The sequence below is a fragment of the Bartonella sp. M0192 genome, assembly GCF_016102305.1.
Classification (GTDB): Bacteria; Pseudomonadota; Alphaproteobacteria; order Rhizobiales; family Rhizobiaceae; genus Bartonella; species Bartonella apihabitans.
Genome location: NZ_JACFOU010000001.1, coordinates 502,055 through 519,782 on the forward strand (window position 1 = coordinate 502,055; position 17,728 = coordinate 519,782).

The window sequence follows — 17,728 nt, forward strand, 5'->3', positions numbered from 1 at the left end:
GACACGGCTCATAATTGTTCCTGATCAATATGTGTTTCTTGCGTCACTAAAAAATCGAGGCTTTTCTATCGGGGATGGTCATCCATATTCCGAATTAAAATACGATTCTCTGGAATTTTTGGCTCTGGAATTTTTTGGCACTATAAATTTTGGCACCGGACTTTTTTGGGTCGATTTGAAAAAGCCGTTAAACCGTCATTACAGTTTTTGGGCCCTTATTTGTTGGGAGGGATTTTTCCGTTCGATAGAAAGGGAAATGCGCTTCCTTTAATTCTTTAAGGCTCATAATTTTTATTCGATAGAAGAGGAGGTTTCTCCCGAATTTGTTGACCCTTATGGAAGAAATTACAAAACCGTATAAAACCGGAAGTTGATAAAAAGCATTTTCACGACATTAAATTTTCGTTTTTTGATCCCGATCAACGATGGATTTCTTCTGACCTGGCGCATGTGGTGATTTTTTCGCTTTACAGTTGACATTTGTTTTCTTCCATATTCTATCTTTTAAAAAACAAAAACCATCCTTGTCGAAAGTCGATTAAATGAAAAAAGAAAAACACTATGATCTTTTTGTTATAGGTGGTGGCGTCAACGGTTGTGGTGTCGCCCGCGATGCTGTTGGCCGTGGCTATTCCGTCGGTCTGGCGGAAATGAATGATCTTGCGTCAGGTACGTCCAGTGCCTCTACCAAGCTTATTCATGGTGGTTTGCGCTATCTCGAACAATATGCCTTCCGTCTGGTCAGAGAAGCATTGATGGAACGTGAGGTGATCTGGCACATGGCACCTCATCTCGTTCGTCCTTTGCGCTTTATACTGCCTTATAACAAAGGATTGCGTCCTGCATGGATGCTGCGTTTGGGTTTATTCATTTACGATCATCTGGGAAGCCGTCATCAGGAATTGTGGCGGACCAAGGTTCTTGATCTTACCAAAGAATATAGTGAATCTCTGAAACCGGGTTTCGTTAAAGGGTTCGAATATTCCGATGCCCGTGTTGATGATGCGCGTCTGGTTGTTGCCAATGCCCGTCATGCGGCAAGACTGGGCGCAGACATTATGGTGCGCACCGAAGTTGTCTCGCTTAAAGCCGATGGCAAGAAATGGAAAATCGGCCTTAAAAACAAATTGAATGGTGAAGAGTGGACAGTCTCTGCCGATTATCTTGCAAATATGGCGGGCCCATGGATTAATCACGTCTTGCAGGATGCTTTGGGCTTTAAAGGCCATCCGCCGGTTCGTCTGGTTAAAGGGTCCCACATTGTTGTGCCAAAACTTTATCAACATGACCGCGCTTTTATTTTCCAGAACAAGGATGGAAGAATTGTTTTCGCCATTCCTTATCAGGAAGATTTTACGCTGATTGGAACAACCGACTGCGATTATAAAGGTGATCCGGCGAAGGTTCATATTAGTGACGAAGAGATTGATTATATCTGTTCGGCTGCAAGCGAATATTTCACCAAACCGGTTTTGCGCGATTCTATCGTCTGGGCTTATTCGGGTGTTCGCCCGCTTTATGACGACGGTGCTTCAAAAGCACAGGAAGCAACGCGCGATTATGTTTTGAAAGAAATGCGGGAAAATGATGGTGCTGTCATGCTGAATGCGTTTGGCGGCAAAATCACCACTTTCCGTAAATTGTCGGAAGACGCTCTGGTCTTTATCGAAAAAGCTTTGGGGAAACGCAAACCTGCATGGACTGCCGAAGTCAGCCTTCCGGGTGGCGATTTCCCGCATGATTCGCTTTCAGTCATGGAAGCGAGAGTTGCCAGTATTTTACCGGACCTTGATGCAAAAACCCATCGCCGTCTGGCAAGAAATTATGGCACCGAAGCCCTGGAAATTTTTGACAATGGCAAAAAAGACAAGGGACAACATTTTGGCCACGGCCTTTATGAGGCCGAGGTTCAATGGATGATGCGTGAAGAATGGGCGAAGGATGTCGACGATGTCTTGTGGCGTCGCTCGAAACTTGGCCTCTATTTTAATGACGAAGAAAAAGAAGCTTTAAGACAATACCTTGAAAAACATAAAAGCAGTTAAAAGGTTCGCCGTCTACTGAAGTAAAGCTGGTCAGACTGCAAACCAGGGGAGAAAACATGTCTGATGTGAATACTTTACGTGATGAATGCGTTGCGGAATTTGCCGGCACATTTTTATTTCTGGCCCTCGGTATGGGGTGCGTTGCAGGATTGAAATTGGCCGGCGCCGCTTACGGACAATGGGAAATCAGCATTATCTGGGGGTTGGCTGTTGCACTTGCAGCCTATCTGACCGGAGGCGTCTCGGGGGCTCACCTCAATCCTTCAGTCACTTTTGCATTGGCTTTCTTTGGAAATTTTCCAAAACAAAAAATTTTACCTTATGTCATTTCGCAATTTTTGGGTGCGTTTGTCGCAGCCGCCGTTGTCTATGGACTTTACTATAATCTCTTTACAGCAAAAACACTTGATACAGCCGGTGTTTTTACCACTTTTCCAAATCCCCACATCACTCTCTCACAAGCCTTTATGACAGAATTTTTTATCACGGCTGTTTTGGTAGCAGTGATTTTAGGTTTGAGTGATGATGGCAACGGTTTGCCGCGTGGTGCCTTGGTTGCATTTCTTGTCGGTATACTGGTTGCTGTGCTTGGCGGTGCTTTTGGTCCGCTGACAGGATTTGCAATGAATGCCGCACGTGATTTTGGGCCCCGCCTCTTTGCTTATTTCGCCGGTTGGGGCAATGGCGTTATGACAGGCAATAGGGAAATTCCATATTTTCTCGTGCCGCTTATTGCTCCCGCCATCGGAGGATGTGTGGGTGCAGCCTTCTATACGAAACTGATCGGCGAGCCTCTTGCCCGCAGACAATCGAAATCATTGGCAAGATAATTAGCAAGATAATTGGTCATTTTTCTATAGGACAGGGAGGCTTTCATGGCCGAAAAGAAATATATAGTCGCATTCGATCAAGGTACGACCAGTTCACGCACTTTGGTGCTTGATCACGATGCCAACATCGTCAGTGTCGCACAACGCGAATTTACCCAGATCTATCCCCATCCCGGCTGGGTCGAACATGATGCGCGCGAAATATGGGCGACACAAAGTTCAACTTTGACAGAAGCTCTGGCAAAAGCCGGCATTAGCTCGGATGAAATAGCAGCAATCGGAATTACCAATCAGCGTGAAACGACTGTTGTTTGGGAAAAAGCAACCGGCAAACCGGTTTATAATGCCATTGTCTGGCAGTGTCGGCGTACCACAGATATTTGTGCGAGACTGAAAAAAGAAGGGCTTGAGGATTACATCAGAGAAAATACCGGTCTGGTTATCGACCCTTATTTCTCCGGAACAAAAATCGCCTGGATATTGGAAAATGTAGAAGGTGCAAGGCAGAAAGCCGATAATGGCGAACTGCTCTTTGGCACGATTGATACCTGGCTCATCTGGAATATGACGCAAGGGCGCGTTCATGTTACCGAATATACCAATGCTTCGCGCACTATGCTCTTCAATATCCATAAACTGGATTGGGACGAAACAATGCTCAAAGCATTGAATATTCCCCGTTCCATGCTGCCGGAAGTCAAAGCATCGTCCGAAATCTACGGTCAAACCAATATTGGCGGGCGCGGTGGTACACGTATTCCGATTGCCGGAGCCGCCGGTGACCAGCAGGCCGCATTGTTCGGTCATATCTGTGTTGAAGAGGGGCAGGCCAAAAACACATACGGTACCGGTTGTTTCATGTTGATGAACACCGGCAAAAAGGCGGTCAAATCAACCCATGGTCTGGTCACAACGCTTTGCTGTGATGCACAAGGAAAACCTGCTTATGCTCTGGAAGGCTCGATCTTTGTGGCAGGCGCTGCCATCCAGTGGCTTCGCGACGAATTGAAGTTTTTCACTGATTCTGAAGATTCGGAATATTTTGCCGAAAAAGTGGGAACTTCGAATGGCGTTTATGTGGTGCCCGCATTTACCGGCCTTGGCGCGCCTTATTGGGACCCGTTTGCCCGTGGTGCCATTTTGGGCCTGACAAGGGGTGTCAACCGCAACCATATCACCCGTGCAACGCTCGAATCGATTGCCTATCAGACAAAAGATGTTCTCACCGCTATGTTGGCAGATGCACAGACAGATCTGAAGACATTGCGTGTTGATGGCGGCGCTGTTGCCAATAATTTTCTTATGCAGTTCCAATCCGATATTTTGCAAAAACCGGTCGAACGCCCGCAAATATTGGAAGTGACAGCATTCGGCTCGGCTTATCTTGCCGGTCTTGCGGTCGGCTATTGGTCGAGTTTGGATGAATTGCGGAAGGTTGCAACAATAGAGCGTGTCTTCAAGCCTTCCAAAGATGTGGCAAAACAGGAAAAACGTTATGCCGGCTGGCGAAAAGCTGTCGAGCGGGCATGTTCATGGGATTCGGTTCTTGAATGAAAGCCGCAGGCACTAAGAACGGATAGTTTACTAAGCTGTTTAAAGAATCGGAAAATTTGAAAAAAAGAAAGGCACGTAAAATTTTACGTGCCTTTCCAAATCAAACAAAATTGAAATTATTTGCAACGTGCTTCGAATACTTTGCCGTTACGATCGCGATAATGGCAGTAACGAACGTGATTCTTGGTGCGTGAATAGCCGATCAGGCCACCAGCAACGGCACCGACAGCAGCACCAGCGGCAACAGCTTTGCCACCGTGACCGAATGCAGCACCACCCAAAGCACCAAGAGCAGCACCACCGGCACCCCACTTGGCAACTGTTTTTTCATTCTGCGTACAAGCAACTGTCGAGAATGCGAACATCAAAACGATAAATAATGAACACAATTTTTTCATGGTTTAACTCCAGAACCCTCAATGTGTGTCTATATAGCACAGTCCAAATCGCGCGGCTCTAAAAATAGTTAATGTTCTATTAAAAATCATTATTGAAATTGCAGATATGCAACAGATGCGACATTAGGAGAGTAACGAGGAGAGAAATACAAAAAAATTGGCAAAGAAATTTTTCAATATGACAATAAAACAACCTTACGTTTAGAAAAAGACATTTCATTTGTGCGGAAGTTTTAAGAATAATGTCATGCTTTATAGCTTAACGGTTCAATGAACAGCGTCAAAATATCCGATAAGAAAAGCGACTTATTGAAACAACAGAACCCTTATTATTAAAACGGTAGAAAGCATATTATTAAAACGACAGAAATCCTACCATTGAAATGAAATAAATCAGAATGATAGATTGCGAGCAATTTGCAAAGTCTAGATGAATAGACGATGAAAAATAAAGGGCGCTGTTTTATCAGCGCCCGTTCTATTTGTGCATTCCAAACCGAAAAATTCAGATCTTCAGATTTTTACATCTTTTCTGTAATTCTTCGTATTCTTGGCAAATTGACCATGAGGACGGAAGCGCCACAAATAGGAAGGCAAAACAGCTTCCATTGCTCTTGGTGTAATGCCGACACCTTCCAATGTGCGTCCTTCAAGCTTTGCTTCTTCCGAAACAATGCAATCTTTTTTGAGCATTTTGATCTGTTCGGAGGTTGTCACTGTCGGGATCATCGGAATTTTTCCAAGGAGCCCAAAAATTCCGCCGATAAGGCTTCCAATTCCGAAGGGCACGGAAACCAGAGCTTTTTTCCGCATGATAACTTTGAGCATTTCTTCAATAGCATGCCGATAGGTTATGACTTCTTTGCCACCCAGTTCATAAATCTTGCCTGCCGGAACATTTCCTTCAATTGCCGCAACAACGAAATTGGCAATATCACCCACATAAACCGGTTGCAGTTTTGTCTCGCCACCGCCGAACATTGGCAACATCCATGTGAAGCGCGACATATCGGCGAGTTTGTTGAAGAACGAATCTTCCTGACCAAAAATCACCGATGGCCGCATGATAATGGCACCTTTATGGGCTTTTTGAACGGCTTGTTCACCAAGTGCTTTGGTTTTCGGATAGGAAAGGTTGGAATTGATATCGGCATTCAAGGCCGACATATGAATGAGAGGAATACCGGCACTTGCTGCAAGTTCGGCAACATTTTTTGCACCTTCAACCTGCACATTTTTGTAATTGTTTTTGCCTTGCGAATAAAGAAGGCCGGGTAGAAAAACGGCTGCATCAGCGTCAATCAGTGCACGTCCGACAGATTCACGGTTACGCACATTGGTCTTCATCATTTGCGTTTGACCGACTTCACCGATTTGCAACATATAATAGGCAACTTCAGGCCGACGCACAGCAATGCGAACCCGATAGCCACGTTTTGTCAATGTTTCGACCACATGGCGACCGACAAAACCTGAACCACCAAAAACGGTAATGAGTTTCGGGTATTGATAAAGTTCGGTACTGAGCGTCATAGGGTGCACTCCTCAAAAATCTTCAATCTTTGCCTTTATATGGTTTAGCTTGTTTTGGCCCGAACGCAAGTCTTTTGAACTATTCTCATTAAATGTTGAAGAGATTAACAATCGTTTTATTCCGGTGGTGTCCCATTTTTCTTCAAAAAGTCACCGGCCATATAAAGCGAACCTGCAACAAGAATGGTTCTTTGAGGTGCAAGTGCTGAAATTTTTTGGAAAGCGTCTTCAATTGATGTCGTAGTTTCCGCCTCCAAACCGGCCGAACCGACAACTTTAGCCAATTCTTGAGGCGCTACACCACTATCGCTTGACAAGACCGGTACGGTGTAGACCTTATCGACAAGACCTTTGAGTTCTTTGAAATAATGGAAGGAATCTTTTGTGTTGATCATACCGGCAACCATGGTTACCGGTCCCATTCTTTTTTCTTTCCAATGCCTAATTTCTTGCGCAATGACCTTCGCACCTGCCGGATTATGCCCGCCGTCAAGAAAAACTGTCATCGTTTTTGGCAAAGAATCAATGAGCTTGCCGACTTTGATGCGCTGCATTCGCGCAGGCCAGACAATATTTTCCATAGCTTTGGCAATATCCTGATCGGTCAATTTGAAACCGGCATGGATTAGAGCTTCAATCGCGCTCGCTGCATTACTGATTTGATGGTCGCCACGAAGTGACGGAAGCGGAAGTTCTTTAAGGCCCTCTTCGTTTTGAAAAACCATATGCCCATGATCATTATAGGCCTCAAAATCCTGACCATAAATGACGAAAGGAGCATGGCGTTTTTGCGCAATGTTTGTCAAAACGTCGACAGCACCATCGCTTTCCTGCTTGCCAATAACAAGCGGGACACCTTCTTTGATAATGCCGCCTTTTTCGAAAGCAATTTTTTCAACCGTATTACCGAGCAAAGCAACGTGATCGAGCGATATGGGCATAATAAGAGAAACGGCCGGCTTTTGAATGACGTTGGTTGCGTCGAAACGCCCACCCAGCCCCACTTCAAGAATGACAGCATCTGCCGGATGTTCGGAAAAAAGCAAAAAGGCAACGGCCGTTAACAATTCGAAAACTGTAATCGGTTGGTTCCGATTGGCTTTTGTTACCCGCTCTATTGCATCGGCGAGAGTGTCGTCATCAACAAATTTGCCACCACCTTGTTCACCCAACCGGTAGCGCTCGTTCCAATGAACAAGATGGGGAGAGGTATGGACATGAACGCTATATCCGGCACTTTCAAGAAGCGCACGGCAAACCGCCGCCGCTGACCCTTTTCCATTGGTGCCCGCAATATGGATAATTGGCGGCAATTTCAAATGCGGATTGCCGAGATTTTCCAAAAGCCGCGAGATACGGTCGAGCGAAAGGTCAAACCCTTTCGGATAGCGCTTGAGAAGGCTATTGATAAGCGTGTCTACCCGATTTTCGGTCATTTCATTTCAAGCAGCTTTACTACCGTGATGTTTGCCAGAATGATGTTCAGGTGCCGGCAATTTCATCATTAGGCGCAAAAGCTTGGCAATGGTCGATTTCAACTCAAGCCGTGAGACCACCATATCGACCATACCATGTTTGAGGAGATATTCGGCGCTCTGGAAACCTTCCGGCAGCTTTTCGCGAATGGTTTGCTCGATCACGCGGGGACCGGCAAAACCGATCATCGCACCGGGTTCTGCGATATGGACATCACCCAGCATGGCATAAGAAGCGGTAACACCACCTGTCGTCGGATTGGTCAGAACAACAATATAAGGAAGCTTTGCATCCTTCATCATCTCGACCGCTACAGTCGTGCGTGGCATTTGCATGAGAGAAAGTGTGCCTTCCTGCATACGGGCACCGCCAGAGGCTACAAACAGCACCAAAGGCCGTTTTTCCTGAATGGCTGTTTCGAAAGCCTTGATAATGGCTTCACCTGCCGCCATGCCAAGCGAGCCACCCATAAAGGCGAAATCCTGCACGGTCGCTATAATAGGAAGGCCTTCAATAGTACCGCGTGCATTCATAATATCGTCGTCAACACCGAGTTTTGAACGATAATCTTTCAAACGGTCGATATAGCGCTTTTCATCGCGGAATTTCAGGGGGTCGATGACAACTTTCGGATTTTCTAAAAGTTCATAGGCACCATCGTCAAAAAAGCTTTCCAGACGGGCTTTTGCAGGTATGCGCATGTGATAGCCTGAGTTTGGAACGACATATTGGTTTTTTTCCAGATCCTTGTGAAATACCATTTCACCGCTGGCAGGGTCTTTGACCCATAAATTTTCTGGCATCTCACGACGACCAAACATCGAGTTGATCTTCGGACGAACATAATTGGTAATCCAGTTCATCTATGTCACCTTATCCTGTTTGTTGGCAAAGCTTCAATTCAGCCTTTTCTGGCTTCCAATACACCTGCACTCAATTGCTTTACAAGGTCACTTGCCGCTTTTGCCGCATCACCTTTCGGGTGGCCATTTTCATCAAGAGTAGAAGCAATGGCGTTGACAATTGCACTTCCAACCACAACACCATCGGCAGCACGACCGATTTTTGCAGCTTGTTCTCCGGTTTTGATACCGAAACCGACAGCAATTGGCAAAGATGTGTGTTTTTTAATATTTTTCACGGCTTTGGCAACAATATCGGTGTCGGGCAGGGCTTGACCTGTAATGCCGGTCATCGAGACATAATAGACAAAACCGGAAGTGTTTGCCAGTACTTTCGGCAGCCGCTTATCATCGGTTGTCGGTGTCGCCAGACGAATGAAATTGATATCCGCTTTGACTGCGGGCAAGCAAAGTTCGTTATCCATTTCCGGCGGCAAATCAACAACAATCAAACCGTCGATATCGGCTTTTTTGGCATCGATCAAAAATTGGTCGACGCCATGGACATAGATCGGATTATAATATCCCATCAGCACAATTGGTGTGGTCTGGTCGGTTTTGCGGAATTCACTAACGAGTTTTAAAGTTTTGTTGAGTGTCTGGCCTGCTTTTAGCGCGCGCAGACCTGCAGCCTGAATGGTCGGGCCGTCCGCCATCGGGTCGGAAAACGGCATTCCAAGCTCGATAACATCGCTACCGGCTTTCGGAAGTGCTTTCATAATTTCAAGTGAGGTGTCAAAATCCGGATCCCCTGCCATCATATAGGTTACAAGAGCCGGACGATTGTTATTCTTGGCTTTTTGAAATGTTTCTTTGATACGTGTTGTCATAGCCGCTCTCTCAAACTCACATATTCATGCCAAGAAGTGTTCCGACAGTGTGCACATCCTTGTCACCACGACCGGAAAGATTGACAATAATAATCTGTTCTTTATCCATCTTCGGCGCTTCCTTGATGGCTTGCGCAACCGCATGCGAGGATTCGAGTGCCGGTATGATGCCTTCAAGGCGTGTCAAAAGCTGGAAGGCTTCCAATGCTTCTGTGTCAAGAATTGGCACATATTCAACGCGCCCTTTGTCTTTTAGCCACGAATGTTCGGGCCCCACACCGGGATAATCAAGACCTGCAGAAATCGAATGGCCTTCCAGAATCTGGCCGTCGTCATTCTGGATAAGATAAGTGCGATTGCCATGTAAAACCCCCGGACTTCCGGCAGTCATCGAAGCGCAATGTTCGTTCCCTTTAAGGCCACGGCCACCTGCTTCAACGCCGATAATTCTGACAGTTTTATCGTCCAAAAAGGGGTAAAACAGGCCGATTGAATTCGACCCGCCACCAACAGCAGCAATTAGCAGATCGGGAAGGCGACCTTCGCGCTCGAGGATTTGCTCTCTTGCTTCTTTGCCGATGACGGATTGGAAATCCCGAACCATTTCCGGATAGGGATGCGGGCCTGCAGCCGTGCCGATCAGATAATAGGTATCGCGTACATTGCTTACCCAATCGCGCAAAGCTTCATTCATAGCGTCTTTCAATGTGCCGTTACCGGCTTTGACCGCATTGACCTTGGCGCCGAGAAGTTCCATGCGGAACACATTGGGTTTTTGCCGTTCGACATCGGTCGAGCCCATATAGACAACACAAGGCAGGCCAAAGCGCGCGCATACGGTGGCTGCTGCAACACCATGTTGTCCGGCGCCGGTTTCGGCAATGATACGGGTTTTGCCCATGCGCCGCGCAAGCAGAATTTGTCCCAGACAATTATTGATTTTATGGCTACCGGTGTGGTTCAGATCTTCCCGCTTCAAATAGATTTTTGCTCCACCAAGATGTTTGGTCAAACGTTCGGCATAATAAAGTTTCGACGGACGGCCTGCATAATTGGTGGAAAGATTTTTCAGTTCGATATTGAAAGCCGGGTCATCCTTGGCCTCGTTATATGCTTTCTCCAATTCCAGAATAAGCGGCATCAAAGTTTCGGCAACAAAACGCCCGCCATATATACCGAACATCCCCGCTTCATCAGGGCCTGTTTTAAAGGAATTGATTTCAGCCGACTTTTCCACGTCAGTCTCCTTAATTTTCAACGGCTTTTTTGACAGAATCAAAAAAACCTTCAATCAATTTTGTGTCCTTAACACCGGGGGCACTTTCAACGCCACTTGAAACATCAAGAATGTCGGGAGCGGCAATCCTTATCGCTTCTTCCACATTTTGCGCATTCAATCCACCGGAAAGCACGGTTTGACTATCTTCGTCAAGCGACTTTAACAGCGACCAGTCAAAAGAGACGCCATTTCCTCCCGGCAATTGTGAGCCTTTTGGAGCTTTGGCGTCAAATAAAAACATATCGGCTATACCACGATAGGCAGAAACATGATCGAAATCCGATTGCTCACGGATGGAAAAAGCTTTGATAACCGGCAAGCCAAAAGTTTTGGCAAGCTGTTTCACGCGTTCGGGTGATTCATGTCCGTGAAGCTGAAGAATGTCGGGTTTGACATGAGTAACAATGTCTGAAAGCAATTCATCATCAGCATCGACAGTAACAGCAACAAGCTTGACCGGCTTTTTGACAAGCGGGCGCAATAGCTCTGCCTCTTCAATTGAAAGATGACGCGGGCTTTTGGCAAAAAAGATAAAGCCGATATATTGCGCACCGTTGTCGATGGCAGCTTTAATTGCTTCAGGTGTTTTCAATCCGCATATTTTTACAAGAGGCTTCATGATCTCTTGTTGTCACAAAAGTCGGATAAAGTCGAGAAGATGTTGAAAATGTCGGTAATCTATCTCGTTATTGACTGATTTTTTTAGACAGACTTTTGTGGAGATAGGTCATCATTGCCGCAGCAAAAAGCGGCGTCAGCAAGTTTAGCACCGGCACAGAAACAAAAAGTGCAATGATAACACCGCCACAAAATACATAAATTGCATTCTGTTTATAGAATTGGCGGGTGTCAGCCTCTGTACGGTGTCGGCAAGCGGCAAATTCGAAATATTCGCGGCCGAGAAGATAGCCATTGATCACATAGAAAGCGAAGAGATTTACGCCGGGGAAGAAATAGAGAATCAGCGCAATGATATTACCGACAATGCTTAAAGCCAGAAATTTCAGCGAGATGACAAGCGAACGGCCAAGCGGCATTGCAACGCCGACCGGATCGTTGGGATAATCTGTTTTCTCAATGATTTCGGCTGCATCATCCATAAAATAACCGCCGATCAAGGATGCAATCGGGGCAATTAAGAGTGCCATAAGCAGAGCGAGCCCCACCGAAAAGACGATCACGGCAACAAATCCGAGCCAGCCCGCCCAATCGGGAAAATCAGGCATATATTGTTGTAGGAACGGCCAAACATAATAAAGGAATAATTCGCGCAAGCTGAACCATAAAATTGCCAATAAAAGCAATGTTGCGCTCAACGCTTTCCATAGCATTGAGCGGAAGGGCGGGGTAAAAAGGCGCGAGAAAGCGCGATAGGCTGCGTCAAAAATCATGGGGATATAGATAGAAAGCAGACAAAAAGAAACAAGAGGGGCTTTAGCGCACTGGTTTTTTGTGTTCTGAACGAGTAATGAGCGAGGGAGAATAAAATACGGAGAGAGCGAGATGGCACATTATGATGTTTTGGCAATCGGCAATGCAATTGTCGACGTGATTGCCCGTACGGACGAAGATTTTCTGGTCAATAACGGTATCATCAAAGGGGCAATGAATTTGATTGATGCGAAACGTGCCGAACTTCTCTATTCGCGTATGGGGCAGGCAGTCGAGACATCGGGCGGCAGTGCAAGCAACACTGCTGCAGCACTTGCCAATCTTGGTGGCAAAGCTGCTTTTATGGGCAAAGTGGCAGCCGATCATTTGGGGCAGGTTTTTGCCCATGATCTTCGTGGTCAAGGCGTTGTTTATGATACGCGGCCTCTGGAAGGTCGTGCGCCGACTGCTCGTTGCATGATTTTCAATACACCCGACGGCGAACGCTCCATGAATACCTATCTTGGAGCTTGTGTCGAATTCGGGCCGGAAGATGTCGAAGCAACGAAAGTTGCCAATTCCAAAGTTGTTTATTTTGAAGGTTATCTGTGGGATCCGCCACGCGCAAAACAGGCTATGCGATTGGCTGCAAAAATAGCCCATGAAAATGGAAACCAGATGGCAATTACCCTTTCTGATTCCTTCTGTGTAGATCGTTATCGTGGCGAATTTCTTGAACTCATCCGCACAGGCACGGTCGATATTGTGTTTTCAAACGAATCGGAACTGCTTTCGCTTTATGAAACTTCATCATTCGATATGGCCATTACCGCTATTCGTAACGACGTTCGCGGCTTTGCCTGCGTCACGCGCAATGCCAAAGGCTCCATCATTACATCGCGGCAAGAAACATTCACGGCCGGTATTTATCCGGTTGAACGGGTTGTTGACCAGACCGGTGCCGGTGATGTTTATGCGGCCGGTTTTCTCTACGGCTATACCAATGATATGTCGTTTATAGATAGCGCACGGCTTGGCGCTCTGTGTGCCAGTACCATTATTCAGCAAACCGGACCACGTGCACAGTTTTCATTAAGAGATGTTGCAACGCAAGCGGGGCTTATCCAGGCCGGATAAGTCGGGTGACACTTATTCGGACGGTGGGTTTTTACCTTGTCTTCCGTGCGTAGCAATAGCGTTGGAGCTTAAGCTTTTTACGCGCGTAATATACCCGACAATAATTGGGTGAGTGAAAGAACACTCTCAAAAACAAGGGGTCCTTCTGGTCGACAGGAAGGCCCCCCTTTGAATTTTTGTTCACCAATGCAAAATAGCGATTCTGGCAAAGAATAAAACAAGTGTGGGGGGGTAAAACAAGTGCGGGAATAAAACAGATTTGGGAATAAATCAGCTTTGCCCGCTTTTGCCGTTTTCCATGAACACTTAGTTTTCTATGAAAGCTTGGGTTTTCTATGAACACTTATTGGTTGAGACTGTTCGAAATTGCATTGAACATCAATGAAGCTTCAAGTGGCTCGGCAGAAAAAGATGGTTCGGCTTTTTCCCATGTTGACCATTGGACAATCACCATATTCTCCTGCTGGTTGACAACCAGCATCTGCCCGTAAATTCCCAAGCCCCACATTGTTTCGGAATTGCTCAGACCAAGTTTCGGCGAAACATTTTCTGCTGCTTGAGGCACGGCATTGTTCCACCATTCAAATCCGTAACTTCCTTCCGGATGATTTTCAGTAACGGAATTTGTTGCTTTGTTCCATGTGCGTGCGTCAACAACCCAATGATCAGGCAGTATCGTTTTGCCTTCAGGAAGGAACCCGTTATAAAGTACAAATTGTCCGAATTTTCCCCAATCTTCCAGCGTCGCATTGAAACCGTGAGCGCCGGTATCATGCTTTCCTTTTTGATAGCTGTGCCATACACCGTCACTGACCATACCGTAAGGTTTCCAGATTTTTTCCTGTAAATATTGGGCAAGGGGCATCTTCACAGCTTTTTCCAAAGTGTCGCCTAAAAGCCAAGCACCACCTGATGAATATGACCACACTTTCCCCGGAGCAGCCTGTTTAACGCGTTTTTTGTTGATCACAAGGTCATGGACGCAAGAATAGGCATTGTCCAAAGCTTCACATTGAGTAAGTTTGGCAAAATCGGAATTGTCATCTTCATAATTTTCATCCCATTTGACACCGGATGTATGTTGCAACAATTCTCTTATGGTGACATTTGCCCACACAGTGCCTTTTACGTCGGGATTATAGCGAACGACCTTATCGTCGAGGGATTTGATCTTCCCTTCTTTGAGAGCCACGCCGACAAGGGTTGAAACGACGGATTTACCGACAGATCGGGATGTCCACAAAGTTTGGGGTGTATTGCCGCGGCCATAAAATTCCAACACTACAACGCCGTTTTTTATCACCATTAATCCGGCAATCTTGTTGCGCGCTACATATTCCTGAAGATTATAGGAATGGCCGTCAACAGTGTAGGAAACACTCGACATATCACGAATTTGTCGCATCAATGGACGAGGGGTTGCGTGTTTGAAGACATCACCGGGATAAGCGCGATAATCATTGCGAAAGCCGATCATCCGGTCTTCCATGTTCCATTTCAACATATTTTTGACATCGGGCAATTTTTCATCCACCGGTGTGGGGCATTCTGTAAGTTCCGGAACTCCGCAAGGGGAGCTCGCATAAGCATTCGGAAATAAGCCAAGCCCCGCCAATATGACGCTTAATCCAAATAATTTCGTTTTCATTCTTTCCAATATCCTTTTTAACAACTTTTAAATTATGTAAGTTTTCAATTGTGTTTTGGTAGTACGCTTCCAATTTCCAACACATTGTAAAAAGACAATTTTGATAAAAATTGCGAAATGTAAATTTATCAGAATAGAATTATTACCGCAAAAATTCTTCATTCACGAAAAAAATGTTGCTATTTTTTCGCCAAGTTTTTTAGCAACTTCTTCTTTGTTCATTTTCGGCCACGCTTCGACAGCGTTACGGCTCACACATGAAATTCGGTTATAATCGCCACCCATAACGCTGTTTCCATCTTTATCGACAGAAACATCGTTGGCCAGAATGAAATCGGCACCTTTTTTATCGAGCTTCTTTTTCGCATTTTCGATAAGATTATTGGTTTCTGCGGCAAAACCGATAACGAGTTTCGGCCGGTTTGCAGCATGGCCGATTGTGGCAAGAATATCCGGATTTTCAACCATTGTTAATGTGGGAGCAGATTGGCCTGATTGTTTTTTGATTTTTTGCGTAGCACTTTCGGCACTGCGCCAATCAGCAACGGCAGCAACAAATATGGCACCATCGGCAGGCAAAGCGCGTTTGACTGCATCAAGCATTTCTATTGCCGTTTCAACATGAATTGTTTCAACGCCATACGGGTCGGGAATGCTGACGGGGCCGGAAACGAGTGTGACACGGGCTCCAAGATGTTGGAGAGCTGTGGCAATTGCGTGCCCCTGTTTACCGGAAGAGCGGTTGGCAAGATAGCGCACCGGATCTATCGGCTCGTGGGTAGGGCCTGATGTAACAATGATATGTTTGCCCGAAAGCGGCTTTTCCGAAAAACCGATAATGGATTCGACAGCGGCAACAATTTCGAGCGGTTCGCTCATACGCCCCCGTCCGGCTTCACCCCGTTCGGCCATTTCGCCGCTCTCTGGCCCGATCATTTTGATTCCGTCTGCAAGCAACCGGTCAACATTGCGTTGTGTTGCCGGATGTTTCCACATTGCCGGATTCATCGCTGGCGCAATAAGAATCGGGGAATTGGCGGCAAGAAGAATAGCTCCCGCAAGATCATCGGCAATACCATTTGCCATTTTTGCAATCCGGTCTGCCGTTGCAGGAGCTACGACAATCAGGTCGGCAGAACGGGCAAGCCTGATATGGCCAATATCATGTTCTTCATGGCGGGAAAAAAGATCGGTAAAGACATGGCCGCGCGAAAGGCTACCTGCGGCAAGAGGCGTCACAAATTCTGTTGCCGCTTTGGTCATCACAACAGTAACATTTGCTCCCCGCTCTTGTAATCGGCGAATGAGATCAAGCGCTTTATAAGCCGCAATGCCTCCCGTTATAATGAGGACTATTGTTTTTGATTGCAGTGATTGCACATCTTTGGCGCTGGGTTTTTCCGGAAATATTTCTGAATTATTGCCGGACATCAATAAATGTCGCGCTTCTTCTTCCATAGAACGCTTATTTTTTGCAGCGTTGAGACGAAGTTTTTCCTTTGCTTCATCCGGTAAATTGCGAATTGTGATGCTCGCCATAAAAACCTCTTATGCAATCAATGCAATCAAAATTTAATCAGTCTTTTAATGCGTTTTTGAACTGTCGGCAAGCGGGAGGCGTTTTTTCGGTTCATTTTTCGAATGAAGAGTCCGCCGGGCTTTTAATAGATATTATTTGTGGAACCGGTTTTTTATCAATAGTTTTCTGGAAAAATAGTTTTTCCGCGATAAATCTGGACATGTGTCATATTTATAAAGAATAAATTTATATATTGAGGAAAAAATTATGCGTTATTCATTTTCCTTTTTTTCATGCCTTACAGTTTTTTCGTTCATAGTGTTCAATCCTGCTTACGCGCAACCGCCAGCTTCTACAGGGAGCGGTTTTGCTGTGACGAATAACGGGTGGGTTTTAACAAATGCCCATGTGGTAAAAAATTGCCAATATGTGAAAATCGGTGATTTTGGAACCGGAAAGGACATCCGTATCGATTCTCATGATGATCTTGCTCTCATAAAGTTACCTGACGGAGTGAAAACAAAGCCCCTCTATCTCAGGCGGAATGTTATCAGGCTTGGCGAAGATATCATCGCACTCGGATTTCCTCTTGATGGTCTATTGTCGGACTCGATAAAAATGACGACCGGTAATGTCAATTCGCTTTCAGGCGTTGAAAATGACATCCGCTATCTCCAGATTTCAACCCCGATACAGCCCGGAAGCTCCGGTGGCCCTGTTATCGACCGGCAAGGTCATGTCATAGGCATCACCACATCCGGTTTGTCGAAAACTTTTGCCGATGAGTCGGGTTTTATCGCACAGAATGTCAATTTTGCAATCAGAGCCAGAGTAGCCGAGCTATTTTTGGAAACCGAAGGCATTGCTGTTTCCTATGCCGACGAAGATAAGGGCGGATCATTTCGTTCAACAGCCGACATTGCTGAATCAACATCTCCTTCGGTTTATAAAATTTTGTGTTATGGCGAAAAAAATAGCGGGACGGATGACGCCGTTCGCAGTGATGGAAAAGAACAGAAATAACGAGCTTCCGGTTGGCCGCTCCGAACTTTGTTTTTTGGTCTTTTCCTCTTGAACACGAAAATGACGGTGAAAATATTATCCTTTTCCGCAATCCGAAAATATTAATCTCAACTGCGTTTTTTAACCTCGCACATTGTCTGTTAAGGCCGGTAAAACAAGTCAAAGGCATATGACCCGATATTA

Annotated in this window: 15 protein-coding genes; 5 read left to right on the top strand and 10 right to left on the bottom strand. The window is 45.8% G+C overall.

Annotated features, from left to right (window positions below):
- Positions 1 to 542: 542 nt before the first annotated feature.
- Genes glpD through glpK form a run of 3 tightly spaced genes read left to right on the top strand, consistent with a single transcriptional unit; the run spans position 543 to position 4,429 of the window.
- The gene (gene glpD / locus H3S82_RS02265; protein ID WP_198233236.1) at positions 543 to 2,045 is read left to right on the top strand and encodes a glycerol-3-phosphate dehydrogenase; all 1,503 of its coding nucleotides are present in this window, start codon (positions 543 to 545) and stop codon (positions 2,043 to 2,045) included.
- A gap of 56 nt (positions 2,046 to 2,101) precedes the next feature.
- A complete protein-coding gene (locus tag H3S82_RS02270; protein ID WP_198233237.1) occupies positions 2,102 to 2,875 on the top strand; it encodes an MIP/aquaporin family protein in 774 nt (257 codons plus the stop codon).
- A 45-nt stretch (positions 2,876 to 2,920) separates the two neighbouring features.
- Positions 2,921 to 4,429: a glycerol kinase GlpK gene (glpK, locus tag H3S82_RS02275; RefSeq protein ID WP_198233238.1), complete on the top strand. Its 1,509-nt coding sequence runs from the start codon at positions 2,921 to 2,923 to the stop codon at positions 4,427 to 4,429.
- A 116-nt stretch (positions 4,430 to 4,545) separates the two neighbouring features.
- On the opposite strand, the gene H3S82_RS02280 is transcribed toward glpK, so the two are convergent.
- From H3S82_RS02280 to H3S82_RS02315, 8 genes are all read right to left on the bottom strand, one after another.
- Entirely contained in the window at positions 4,546 to 4,827 is a 282-nt protein-coding gene (locus tag H3S82_RS02280) for a hypothetical protein (RefSeq protein ID WP_075869658.1), read from the bottom strand.
- 513 nt (positions 4,828 to 5,340) lie between these two features.
- Positions 5,341 to 6,360, bottom strand: a complete 1,020-nt coding sequence (locus H3S82_RS02285) for a complex I NDUFA9 subunit family protein (protein WP_198233239.1) — start codon at positions 6,358 to 6,360, stop codon at positions 5,341 to 5,343.
- A gap of 116 nt (positions 6,361 to 6,476) precedes the next feature.
- Positions 6,477 to 7,796, bottom strand: a complete 1,320-nt coding sequence (locus tag H3S82_RS02290; protein WP_198233240.1) for a folylpolyglutamate synthase/dihydrofolate synthase family protein — start codon at positions 7,794 to 7,796, stop codon at positions 6,477 to 6,479.
- A 6-nt stretch (positions 7,797 to 7,802) separates the two neighbouring features.
- Complete coding sequence (gene accD / locus H3S82_RS02295; protein WP_198233241.1) at positions 7,803 to 8,699, bottom strand: acetyl-CoA carboxylase, carboxyltransferase subunit beta; 897 nt, start codon at positions 8,697 to 8,699, stop codon at positions 7,803 to 7,805.
- A gap of 38 nt (positions 8,700 to 8,737) precedes the next feature.
- Positions 8,738 to 9,568, bottom strand: a complete 831-nt coding sequence (trpA, locus tag H3S82_RS02300; protein WP_198233242.1) for a tryptophan synthase subunit alpha — start codon at positions 9,566 to 9,568, stop codon at positions 8,738 to 8,740.
- Positions 9,569 to 9,584: 16 nt separating this feature from the next.
- Positions 9,585 to 10,751: a tryptophan synthase subunit beta gene (gene trpB, locus H3S82_RS02305; RefSeq protein WP_083639792.1), complete on the bottom strand. Its 1,167-nt coding sequence runs from the start codon at positions 10,749 to 10,751 to the stop codon at positions 9,585 to 9,587.
- A gap of 64 nt (positions 10,752 to 10,815) precedes the next feature.
- The gene (locus H3S82_RS02310; protein ID WP_198237104.1) at positions 10,816 to 11,466 is read right to left on the bottom strand and encodes a phosphoribosylanthranilate isomerase; all 651 of its coding nucleotides are present in this window, start codon (positions 11,464 to 11,466) and stop codon (positions 10,816 to 10,818) included.
- Between the two features lie 67 nt (positions 11,467 to 11,533).
- The gene (locus H3S82_RS02315; RefSeq protein ID WP_198233244.1) at positions 11,534 to 12,238 is read right to left on the bottom strand and encodes a sulfate transporter family protein; all 705 of its coding nucleotides are present in this window, start codon (positions 12,236 to 12,238) and stop codon (positions 11,534 to 11,536) included.
- A 112-nt stretch (positions 12,239 to 12,350) separates the two neighbouring features.
- Here H3S82_RS02315 and H3S82_RS02320 point away from each other — a divergent pair, with 112 nt between their 5' ends.
- On the top strand, positions 12,351 to 13,355 hold the full coding sequence (locus H3S82_RS02320; protein WP_078038887.1) for an adenosine kinase: 1,005 nt from the start codon (positions 12,351 to 12,353) through the stop codon (positions 13,353 to 13,355).
- A gap of 343 nt (positions 13,356 to 13,698) precedes the next feature.
- On the opposite strand, the gene H3S82_RS02325 is transcribed toward H3S82_RS02320, so the two are convergent.
- Together H3S82_RS02325 and coaBC are read right to left on the bottom strand one after the other, a co-directional pair.
- The gene (locus H3S82_RS02325; RefSeq protein ID WP_198233245.1) at positions 13,699 to 15,003 is read right to left on the bottom strand and encodes a serine hydrolase; all 1,305 of its coding nucleotides are present in this window, start codon (positions 15,001 to 15,003) and stop codon (positions 13,699 to 13,701) included.
- Positions 15,004 to 15,165: 162 nt separating this feature from the next.
- Positions 15,166 to 16,542: a bifunctional phosphopantothenoylcysteine decarboxylase/phosphopantothenate--cysteine ligase CoaBC gene (gene coaBC / locus H3S82_RS02330; protein ID WP_198233246.1), complete on the bottom strand. Its 1,377-nt coding sequence runs from the start codon at positions 16,540 to 16,542 to the stop codon at positions 15,166 to 15,168.
- Between the two features lie 247 nt (positions 16,543 to 16,789).
- Between coaBC and H3S82_RS02335 the strand changes: the two genes are divergently transcribed.
- Positions 16,790 to 17,545 (top strand): S1C family serine protease, encoded by a 756-nt coding sequence (locus H3S82_RS02335; protein WP_078038890.1) that lies wholly within the window; start codon positions 16,790 to 16,792, stop codon positions 17,543 to 17,545.
- Positions 17,546 to 17,728: the final 183 nt, after the last annotated feature.